At 39.0% G+C, this 11,159-nt stretch carries 6 protein-coding genes; 1 reads left to right on the top strand and 5 read right to left on the bottom strand.

Annotated elements, in window-relative coordinates; genetic code table 11:
* Positions 1-230 precede the first annotated feature (230 nt).
* A complete protein-coding gene (locus LACPOB_RS0100465; RefSeq protein WP_017866884.1) occupies positions 231-971 on the top strand; it encodes an amino acid ABC transporter ATP-binding protein in 741 nt (246 codons plus the stop codon).
* 336 nt (positions 972-1,307) lie between these two features.
* Here the strand turns inward: LACPOB_RS0100465 and LACPOB_RS11420 are convergent, their stop codons facing one another.
* From LACPOB_RS11420 to mnmE, 5 genes are all read right to left on the bottom strand, one after another.
* Complete coding sequence (locus LACPOB_RS11420; RefSeq protein WP_017866885.1) at positions 1,308-2,015, bottom strand: 4Fe-4S single cluster domain-containing protein; 708 nt, start codon at positions 2,013-2,015, stop codon at positions 1,308-1,310.
* A gap of 4 nt (positions 2,016-2,019) precedes the next feature.
* Entirely contained in the window at positions 2,020-4,218 is a 2,199-nt protein-coding gene (gene nrdD, locus LACPOB_RS0100475) for an anaerobic ribonucleoside-triphosphate reductase (RefSeq protein ID WP_017866886.1), read from the bottom strand.
* 173 nt (positions 4,219-4,391) lie between these two features.
* The gene (gene adhE / locus LACPOB_RS0100480; protein WP_017866887.1) at positions 4,392-7,073 is read right to left on the bottom strand and encodes a bifunctional acetaldehyde-CoA/alcohol dehydrogenase; all 2,682 of its coding nucleotides are present in this window, start codon (positions 7,071-7,073) and stop codon (positions 4,392-4,394) included.
* A gap of 393 nt (positions 7,074-7,466) precedes the next feature.
* A complete protein-coding gene (mnmG, locus tag LACPOB_RS0100485) occupies positions 7,467-9,377 on the bottom strand; it encodes a tRNA uridine-5-carboxymethylaminomethyl(34) synthesis enzyme MnmG (protein ID WP_017866888.1) in 1,911 nt (636 codons plus the stop codon).
* Between the two features lie 95 nt (positions 9,378-9,472).
* Positions 9,473-10,867: a tRNA uridine-5-carboxymethylaminomethyl(34) synthesis GTPase MnmE gene (gene mnmE / locus LACPOB_RS0100490; protein WP_017866889.1), complete on the bottom strand. Its 1,395-nt coding sequence runs from the start codon at positions 10,865-10,867 to the stop codon at positions 9,473-9,475.
* Positions 10,868-11,159: the final 292 nt, after the last annotated feature.

Below are 11,159 nucleotides of genomic sequence, written 5' to 3' on the forward strand. Positions count from 1 at the left end.
TTTTTGTTTGATCACTTAAAAGTCTAACCTTATTGGGCTTTTTTTGTAAAATTTTGTACTAAATGTTTGATTGTTACGAACTAGCACCACACGTTAGATAGTAGTTATTTTCTATTTTTTAAAATAGTTTTGTTTACTAATTTTTCTAAAAATTAAGGCCGAATATTTTAATTTGGTCTCACCTCACTTTAACTACAACAAATGCTTTCAAAAGAGGAGGTAGAATTATTATGGCAATGATCGAATTTAACAAGGTAAATAAATATTATGGCGATTTCCACGTTTTAAAAGATATTGACTTCAAAATTGACCAAGGAGAAGTCGTGGTGATCGTCGGACCATCTGGTTCAGGTAAAAGCACACTGATCAGAACCATTAATGCACTTGAAGAAATTCAAGGCGGTCATCTGATCGTGAACGGCGTTGATATTTCTGATAAAAAAACCGATTTGGATGCACTCCGTCGAGATATTGGGATGGTTTTCCAACATTTTAATCTATATGCGAATAAAACTGTTCTAGAAAATGTCATGCTTGCTCCCCGGATAGTACTTAAGCGAGACGAAAAAGAAAACGAAGAAAATGCCATGAAATACCTTGCCCTCGTTGGTTTAACCTCAAAAATAAACGCTAAACCGCACGAATTATCCGGGGGGCAAAAACAACGTGCGGCTATCGCACGTGCCTTAGCAATGGAGCCTAAAGTGATGTTATTTGACGAACCAACTAGTGCACTCGATCCTGAAATGATCGGTGACATCTTGAATATTATTAAAGATATCATAGAAACTACTGATATGACGATCGTTACCGTGACTCATGAAATGGATTTTGCCCGTGAAGTGGCCGACCGCGTAATTTTTATTGACGAAGGTGCCATTATCGAAGATGATAGCGCTGAAAATTTCTATAACCATCCGACCCAGAAACGTGCACAGCAATTCTTAAGTCGTGTTCTGACCCATAGTTGATCGGCTTGTAAGTCAAACAGAAAAGGAGGAACTGGGACATAGCTAGCTGTGCGATTCTAAGGACAAAAGTCGTTTTGAAGCCGGTATGTAACGTCATTTACGCCATTTTGGCCGTAGCAAAACGCAGGACAGGAATGGCGAAATGGCATTACATTGAGGATTTAGACTTTTGAAACGCGTTTATTCGATAAAAATCATAAGCAATAATTTAATTATTTTTAGCAAAAGAAGAAACTGAGATATTATTTTGTCCCAGTCTCTTAAACGTGTTCCAAAAGATTAAAGCCGATTTCTAACAACGATTGCAAATCGGCTTTAACCTTTTGTCTCACTCTTCTATCTTTTTATTTTCTTAAAATCGCGATCACGAGCTACGATTTTTTCATCCTCATACAGATCCGCACGTTCAATGATTTGATGTTGTGCTAAAGACTGTGGAACCTTTATGATCCGCTGGTTAGTACTACCACGAAAATTGATCCCTTGCGGATTATTTTTTAAATCTTCCTGACGAATACTATCAACATAACGACCATCAACTAAAACATCGATCAAATGCACCAGTTTATTTTGTTGTTTAGACAAAGGAAAATCAAGTTGGATCATTTGCATTAATTCTTCCCATTCATAGCCTGTCCACGACCAAATCGTTTTTGAACTACCATATTCTTTTCTGATCCGCTCACATAAAGGAACTGTGATATTTGTATTCATAAATGGCTCGCCACCCAGTAAGGTGATCCCTGAAATATAATTTGGCTTTAAACTCTTTATGACCTTATCTTCCAATTCTTGATCATAATAGCGGGGAAACTCAGCATCAACATGTTGTCCTTTTTTGATTGAATCAGCGTTATCCTTCCCATAATTAAAAGCCTTGAGTTTTTGATTAAAACAATTATAGCAATTAAACAAACAACCAGAAACAAAGACCGTCGTTCGAACCCCTTCACCATTTGCCATATCAGCCAATTTAACATCTGCCACAATACCTAAACGTTTCTTCATGGCATGGTAATTTGCAACTTTACCTTGTATTTCCAAGCGATCACTCTCTCTTAATTACATGCTCAGCTTGCATCGTCACACCCAATTGCGAAAGGTTGTGGTGAACGCGGTGCTCCATTTCCTTCATCCGTCCTTTAACAACTGGCCGCGTATTGATCTCACCTAAATAACCACAGAGTCGCTGTACGATCTGTAATCCCTCTGTTGCTCCACATTGTGGACATTTCCAACCCTTATTGGTTTCAATACATTGACCATGGAAATTACAGTTAGTGCAAGTATCCATTGGCACATTCGTTCCCAAATAACCGATCCCGACTTCATCAGCATAGTCCCAAACAGCTTCTAAGGCTGAAAGATTATGTGAAATATCGGGTAGCTCTGTATAGGTGATAAAACCACCCGTTGCCAAATGTTGATAAGGTGCTTCAAACTTCACCTTTTCAAACGGTGTGACATCCTTACGAACATCATAATGGAAACTATTTTGATAATAATCCTTATCAGTAATATCAGCGACTACCCCAAATTTTTGCTTGTCTAAGCGACAAAAACGATCAGTCAAACTTTCACTTGGTGTACTGTAAAGTGAATAGAAGAAATCTTCAGCATGGTACCACTCCAGGCATTTATCGTGCATATAACTAACTACACTTTGGGAAAAATCAATGGCTGATTGGTTATGTTCCCAGTCTGGACCATAAAATACAGTATTCATTTCATATAAGCCAATGTAACCAAATGAAATTGTTGCTCGACCACCGGTAAATAACTGCTTAATATCTTCATCTGGCTGCAAACGACCTAAAGCACCTTCCATATACAGCATCGGAGCATCAGTTGATTTAGCCTGTAGCACACGATGGATCCTAAATCTTAACGCACGATGGACCAATTCCACTCGTTCCTTGAAGATCCTCCAGAACTTATCTTTATCACCCTTACTTTCCATTGCGATCCGTGGAATATTCAAAGTAACTACCCCTAAATTACAGCGACCAGCAACTTGTTCTTTTCCAGTTTCTGGATTGATCCAAGTTGGTAGAAAAGACCGACAGCCCATGCTTGTCATTGGTTCTGTCTTACCACCCGTGATCTCCAACATATTATCCGCAAAAACAATGTCCGGATAATCACGGATACTAGAACATTTAAGTGCCTCACGTTTAATATCATAGTTAGGATCATCTGGCGCATAATTGATACCTTTAGTGATCGTAAAAACAATTTTTGGAAAAATAGCAGATTTACCACCCAATCCGGCTTCTCTGACTTTTAAGATATCTTTTTGAATTTCCCTACCAAATTTATTAGTTGATTGCCCACATGAGATCGTGGAAAATGGGACTTGGGCCGAATTAGCAGTAATACTGTTGATGTTGTATTCTAAGCCTTGCATTGCTTCATAAATATCTTTTTTAGTTAGTTCCCACGCATACTTTTTTGCTGCGGGAACATTATATTCTTTAGCTTCTGCTACATGTTTGTCGTAATTCATTTTTGCAAAAGGAGCAAGGACCAAGTCGATATTTGGGATACTGGTCCCGCCATATTGGGACAAACTAACTGAACTAATGATCTCACTGGTCAAAGACGCAGCAACACCGATCGAATGTGGCTTAGTAATTTTAACTTCACCCATATGAAAACCATTATTTAACATGTCAGCCAAGTCAACATTGCAACAATTAGTATATGGAAATAGTGGACTAAAATCTAAATCATGGAAATGGATATCGCCTTTGATATGACCTTCACGAATATCTTTCGGCAACATTTCCAAACCCTTAGCACGAAAAACCTGACCTGAAATCAAGTCACGACGTGTCGGTAGTTTACGTGAATCCCGGTTTCCATTTTCGTTAACTACTTGGGGGTCTTTATTTAACACTTTATTGATCGACTTGTCTGTATTCATCATGTCTTCACGTACTTGTTTACGTTTGGAAGCATAAGAAATGTATTCTTTAGCAATATCTTTATGTTGGCTATTCAACAATTGATCCATCACGACACTCTGAATCACATCAACATTAAGATTCCCATCGCTATATCTCATTTGCAATTGTTCATCGACAACTTTAGTTACTTCATTTAGGTCCTGCAAAATCCCTGGTGTTAGTTTTTGATTATCAACTGTGTAGCCTACCCTTGTGGCCGCCTTTAAAAGGGCGTTAAAGATCTTACTACTATCATAATCATCCACTAAACCAGAACGTTTAATTACCTTAATACTCACATCGATCACTGCCCTTTTTAAAGTTTATTTACAGTATATTGTATATCCTATCACGAACTAATACAACATATTGTACAGTGAAATTAGCTAATTTTTTATTTAAAATAATTGTGCAAAACCCAAAAAAGACCCCTGACCAAATTTGGACAAAGAGCCTTTAACTTTTTTACTATCTAGAATTGATTTTTGAGTAACTGTTTGATCTCAGCCAAATTAGGTTGGCGTGGGTTAACTGCTGTACATTGGTCATTATAAACCAGATCAACTAATTTATCTAAGGAACCATCAAATTGCTCTTTAGTAACTCCATTGGCAGATAAGGTCGGTGTCACTCCAACGGCCTTCATTAACTGGTCGATCTTATCACACAAAGCATCAACTAATTCTTGGTCATTTTGTCCCTGCAAACCAATATAACGGGCAATATCAGCATAGTCTTTTTGTGCGCTATAAACTTCATATCGAGGGAACGGAGTCCGTTTAACCTTACCATCAACGCCGTTAAACTTGATAACGTGTTTCATAGCGATCGAAATTGCCAATCCGTGCGGTAAACCAAATTCTCCACCAGTTTTATGAGCCAAGGAATGATTGATACCTAAGAAAGCATTAGCAAATGACATGCCGGCTAATGCAGCCGCATAATGCATATTGACCCGTGATTTTTCGCCACCCTTAGTCCGATGTTTTATCCGATAATTGTATGAATCTTCCAAGTTTTCAAAAACTAATTTGATCGCTTGCAATGCCCATGGACGGGTAAACTCAGATGACATTACGGAAACATATGATTCCAAAGCATGTGATAAGGTATCTAAACCTGATAAAGCAACTGTCCGTGCTGGAACTGTCAAAGCAAAGCGTGGATCAATGATCGCAACTTCTGGCGTTAACTCGTAGTCAGTCAATGGATATTTAACGTGTGTTTGGTCATCAGTGATCACAGCGTAAGGGGTAACTTCAGAACCTGTTCCCGAAGTCGTGGGGATAGCTACCATCTTAGTATGCGTCTGATGTTTAAAGGTTACGATCCGTTTCCTGATATCCATAAACTTCTGTTGTAACTTAACGAACAAAGCACTGACTCTTTCGTGATCATCTAAGAAACCTTCTTTGTCGTATGAATATTCATAGATGTAACGAGCGATCTTAGCAGCATCAAGTGCAGAACCACCACCGATCGCAATGATCGTATCTGGCTTAAATTGATGCATTTGTTTAGCAATTTCAATTGTTTGACCTAGTGTTGGATCAGGGTCAACTGTTCCGTAAAGTGAAATTTTTACTTGATTTGGTCTGAGGTCTAATTGCGAATAAACTTTATCAACAAAACCAAATTGGACCATTCCAGGATCAGCAACTACAAATGCTTTTTTTACATCAGGCATTTCTTGTAAGTAAGTGACTGAATCTTTTTCGAAGAAAATGTCTTCTGGTAAACGGATCCACTGTGGGCGATTCCGTCTTTTAGCAATTGTTTTAATGTTTAATAGATCCTCTGTTGACAAGTTATGTGACAATGAATTATCCCCCCAAGAACCTGTCCCCAATGTCAAACTAGCACGCATTGCATCAGTATAGATATCACCGATACCACCAAGCGAATCAGGCTGGTTAACTAAGATCCGTGAAACTTGAGTCCGGTTAGCAAATTCTTTAATAAATGGGTCAGCTTGTGTACCGACCTGAATTGCTGCGTTATGACCTGCACCTTGATAATTCAATAGTTCGCAAACGATCTGGATGCCTTCTTCACGGTCTTTAGCACGATAAACTGAGATCATTGGACATAACTTTTCAGAAGAAAGTTTCTCACCAATATTTTTCCGGTCCAATTCAAACATCAAAACATCTTTATCATCAGGCATCTTGATCCCTGCATGGTCTGCGATCCAATGAGCTGGTTTTCCGGCAATTTGTCCGTTCACACCATGTTTGTCATTAAAAACAAAGTCAGCTAATTTTTGATAATCTTTTTTAGGAACTAGATAAGCCCCACGGTCTTGCATCTTTTGTAACCATTCATCATAAATCGGATCTTCAACAACCGCCGAGTTTTCTGTCGCACAGATCATCCCGTTATCAAAACGCTTGGACAACAGTAAATCTTCGATCGCACGGTCGATCCGAGCGGTATGATCAACAAAAACCGCCCCATTACCAGCACCTACACCTAGCGAAGGATTACCAGAACTTAAAGCTGCGTTGACCATTCCAGGGCCACCAGTTGCTAAGATCGTGGCGATGTTTTGGTTTTTGATCAAGCCACTGGTGTTTTCTAGTGAAGGATCCTCGATCCATTGAATAATATTTTTAGGAGCTCCAGCATTAATAGCCGCATCATAAACGATCCGAGCAGCGTGCGTAGAACATTTTTGTGCTTGAGGATGGAATGAAAAAACGATCGCATTCCTAGTTTTCATGGCTAAAATTGCTTTAAACATCACAGTTGATGTTGGGTTAGTCGTTGGTACGATCCCAGCGATAACACCTAATGGTGCAGCAATTTTTATACTCCCACGAATCACATCATCTTCAATTATCCCAACTGTTTTATCATTTTTGATCGTATGATAGACATTTTCTGTGGCAAAACGATTTTTGGTGTCTTTATCTTCAACAACGCCACGTTTTGTTTCGTCAACAGCTTCATGAGCTAACATCAACGATGATTCAGAACCAGCTAAAGCCATTGCTGCAACGATTCGATCGACCTGCTCTTGAGTATAAGTACTATATTCTTCTTCTGCCTTGACAGCTTGGTTAACCAACTTACCCGTATATTCATCAGCCTTTGCTTGTACATCGACTGTTTTTTTGAGAACTGTGCTCTGTTTTTTTTCTGTCGTTTTCATAATAATATCCTCCAACATAGTAATGTATGTGTTATTGTTGTGAAATATTTCACTTGTAATAATATCCTATTTCTGGAAAATTTTCAAGGATTTTTAAAATGTTTTTAACGGCAATTTTTTGAAAGCGCTTAATTTATACATTCTTGATAAGTACTGTCATAGAGCAGTAAATAGCACTATATTAGTATTGAAAGTGCATTCATTTTAGAGGATATAATTAGAAAAAGCAATAGTTAATGTTTAGCAAAAAAATATAACGTAGCACTCTTCCTTATATTAAGTTAACGTTTTCACATATAGAATAGTTAAAAATTGAACTTAAAAAATTATACTATTTTTATATTTTGCCAAATAAAAAAGAAGTCCAAAAAGACTCCTTTGAATTATTTTTTATTATCCGATCTTAGCAATTTTACCCTGTTCAATATACACTGCCAAAATTGACATATCTGCTGGATTGACCCCACTAATACGTCCGGCCTGTGCTAAAGTTTCGGGACGGATCTTTTCTAATTTTTGCCGTGCTTCTGTGGCGATACCGTCAATGGCAGCATAGTCGATCCGCTCTGGGATCTTTTTTGCTTCCATTTTCTTGAGCTTTTCAACTTTATGCAGCGACTTTTTAATATAGCCAGCATATTTAAGTTGGATCTCAATTTGTTCGATACTTTGTTGTTCCAGGGCATGTTTTGGCGCAGGGATAAACCGTAGCAGATCCTTGTATTTGACATATGGACGTTTCAAGAAATCACTAGCTAAGATACCATCTTTCAATTCATGTTCACCATGCTCCAGTAAATAAGCATTGACCTTATCATTTGGCTTGATGCGGATACTTGTTAAACGACTTATTTCAGCTTCGATCAACTGCTTTTTAGTTTCAAACTGAGCATATTTTTCGTCTGAAACTAACCCGATTTTATGACCGAGATCTGTCAAACGCAAATCAGCATTATCGTGACGCAAGATCAACCGGTATTCGGCACGAGACGTCAGCAAACGGTACGGTTCACTAGTTCCCTTAGTAACCAAGTCATCGATCATTACTCCAATATATGCATCGCTTCGTTTCAATGTGATTTCTTCCTGACCTAAAGCATGGCGACCAGCATTGATCCCGGCAACGATACCTTGTCCAGCAGCTTCTTCATAACCCGATGTTCCATTAGTTTGTCCAGCTGTATACAAACCAGAAATAAGCTTTGTCTCCAAAGTTGGGCGCAACTGATATGGTGAAACAACATCATATTCGATCGCGTAACCTGGACGCATCATTTCTGCATTTTCCAAACCATCGACCGAATGTACGAATTCTTGCTGTACTTCTTCAGGCATTGAAGTTGAAAGTCCCTGAACATAGTATTCATCAGTTTCACGTCCTTCTGGCTCCAAGAATAATTGGTGGCGCGGTTTGTCAGCAAAACGTACGATCTTATCCTCAATTGAAGGACAGTAACGTGGACCAACGCCTTCGATCACTCCCGTGAACATTGGGGCACGATCCAAATTATCATGGATAATTGCATGAGTATCCATATTCGTATAAGTTAACCAACAAGAAAGCTGCTTTTCAACGGGTAAATAATCTTCATCACGTGATTCATAGGAAAAATGATGTGGTTCTTTGTCACCTGGCTGTTCATCAGTTTTAGAATAGTCGATCGTATTACCATCAACACGTGGGGGAGTCCCGGTTTTAAATCTTTCGAGTTCGAAACCAAGTTTTTCCAAGTTACCAGACAATTTCATTGAAGGTTGGGTGTTATTCGGACCAGATGAATACATTAATTCACCAATGATGATTTTTCCACGTGCTGCTGTCCCAGTTGTCAAAACAACTGACTTCGCACTATAACGCGCACCAGTATTAGTAATAACACCCTTGACAGCACCATCTTCAACGATCAGATCATCGACGATCCCCTGACGCAAAGTCAAGTTTTCTTGTTTTTCTAAAGTATGTTTCATTTCGATCGAGTACTGACGTTTGTCTGCCTGTGCACGCAATGCACGTACGGCTGGCCCTTTACCAGTATTGAGCATTCTCATTTGAATGTAAGTTTTATCGATGTTACGACCCATTTCACCACCAAGAGCATCTAATTCACGCACAACGATCCCCTTAGCAGGACCACCGATCGAAGGATTACACGGCATAAAAGCGACCATTTCCAAATTAATGGTCATTAGTAATGTCTTATTTCCCATTCTCGCAGCGGCCAAAGCTGCTTCACAACCCGCATGTCCAGCACCAACAACGATCACATCGTAGGCTTTACCAGCATACTGTTTTATTTCCTGCATAATTTCTCTTCTCCTGTTTAAATATCATCTGTTACAAAACCATGAATCATATACGCTATTCTTAGAACAAATCCTCAAAGCATTTGTTCTACTCGTTATTTTCCAAGACAGAACTGACTGAATAACTGATCCAACAATTCATCTTGATATGAATCACCTGTGATCTCACCTAGATCATCCCAGGCATCTGTCATATCTATCTGACAAAGATCCACTGGCATTCCTGACTCGATCCCATCTAATACTGACTGTAAAGAATCCTTCGCCCGATGCAATAAGGCTATGTGACGTGAGTTAGTCAACATGACTGTTGTTTGAGAGTTTTCGATCCCGTTAAAAAACATCTTTGCAATTTGTTCTTCCAGTTCATCTAAACCGTCATTTTTCAAAACTGAAGTACTAAGCAATTCTTCGCCACCAACTAGTTGTTTAACTTCAGTCATATCTATCTTGCGTGGCAAGTCAGTCTTATTCAAAATAACGATCCGTTTCTTACCCTGGGTCAGTTCTAACAACCTTCGATCTTCCGATGTCAAAGCTTCACTAGCATTTAGCAAAACCATTACCAGATCAGCTTTTTCAATTGCCTTGCGCGATCGTTCTACTCCAATTTTTTCGACCTTATCTTCCGTGTCACGAATCCCGGCTGTATCGACTAGTTTCAAAGGAACATCGCGAATATTGACATATTCTTCGATCACATCACGAGTTGTCCCAGCAACATCAGTTACGATCGCCTTGTCTTCATGCAACAAGTAATTCAACAAACTAGATTTTCCAACATTAGGTCGGCCTACGATCGCCGTGGCTAAACCATCACGCATGATCTTACCCTGGTTTGCAGTTCGTAAGAGCTCCTCGATCTGAGCTTTAACTTCCGTAGCTTTTTCTTTTAAAATTTTTGTAGTCATTGTTTCAACATCGTCATACTCTGGATAATCAATATTAACTTCGACCTGAGCTAGTGTATCCAAAATATCTTGGCGCAAATTTTTGATCAACTTAGATAAATTACCATCTAACTGATTTAAAGCAACCTTCATCGAACGGTCAGTTTTCGCCCTGATCAGATCCATGACCGATTCAGCCTGAGTTAAATCGATCCGTCCATGTAAAAATGCACGCTTCGTAAACTCACCTGGTTCAGCCAAACGCGCACCATTTTGCAACAATAATTGCAAAATTTTGTTAGTCGGCACGATCCCACCATGACAGTTGATCTCAATAATATCCTCGCGAGTAAATGTCTTTGGCCCACGCATAACTGAAACCATCACTTCGTCGATTTCTTCATTGGTTTCCGGATCAACGATATGTCCGTAATTAATTGTATGCGTTCGGACATCTTGCAAGTTTTTCCCTTTAAATATCTTAGCTATAACTTTCAACGATTCCTCACCGCTCATCCGCACAATGGAGATCGCACCCTCACCAGGGGGAGTCGAGATCGCAGCGATCGTATCATATTCAGTTGTTTGCATCACAGCCATTAAAAAATCCCTCCTTAGGACACAAAAAAAGCGCCACTCCACGCCAAACAAAAGGCATGGACAAAGCACTTTGACTACTTTATCTTCTGTTTAAGATAAGAATGATTAGTTACAATATACGAGCATAATTTATAAAAGTCAAGTATAATAAAGAGGTAACATAAGATAACGGTTACATCTAAGTGAACTGAATTATTGTACAGCACTTTACAAATTTTAACTATTTTTCCGAGTTTTTGAACCCACGTCCAGTATGAACTGCAAAATGATCTCAGAATTTTGGTGCTTTTGG

The sequence above is a fragment of the Ligilactobacillus pobuzihii E100301 = KCTC 13174 genome, assembly GCF_000349725.1.
Classification (GTDB): Bacteria; Bacillota; Bacilli; order Lactobacillales; family Lactobacillaceae; genus Ligilactobacillus; species Ligilactobacillus pobuzihii.

Bases quoted from the DNA above. Each gene is read 5' to 3' on its own strand.
- mnmG (WP_017866888.1), bottom strand. From the start codon at position 9,377: ATGCAGGAAATAAAACAGTATGCTGGTAAAGCCTACGATGTGATCGTT.
- mnmE (WP_017866889.1), bottom strand. From the start codon at position 10,867: ATGGCTGTGATGCAAACAACTGAATATGATACGATCGCTGCGATCTCG.
- LACPOB_RS0100465 (WP_017866884.1), top strand. From the start codon at position 231: ATGGCAATGATCGAATTTAACAAGGTAAATAAATATTATGGCGATTTC.
- adhE (WP_017866887.1), bottom strand. From the start codon at position 7,073: ATGAAAACGACAGAAAAAAAACAGAGCACAGTTCTCAAAAAAACAGTC.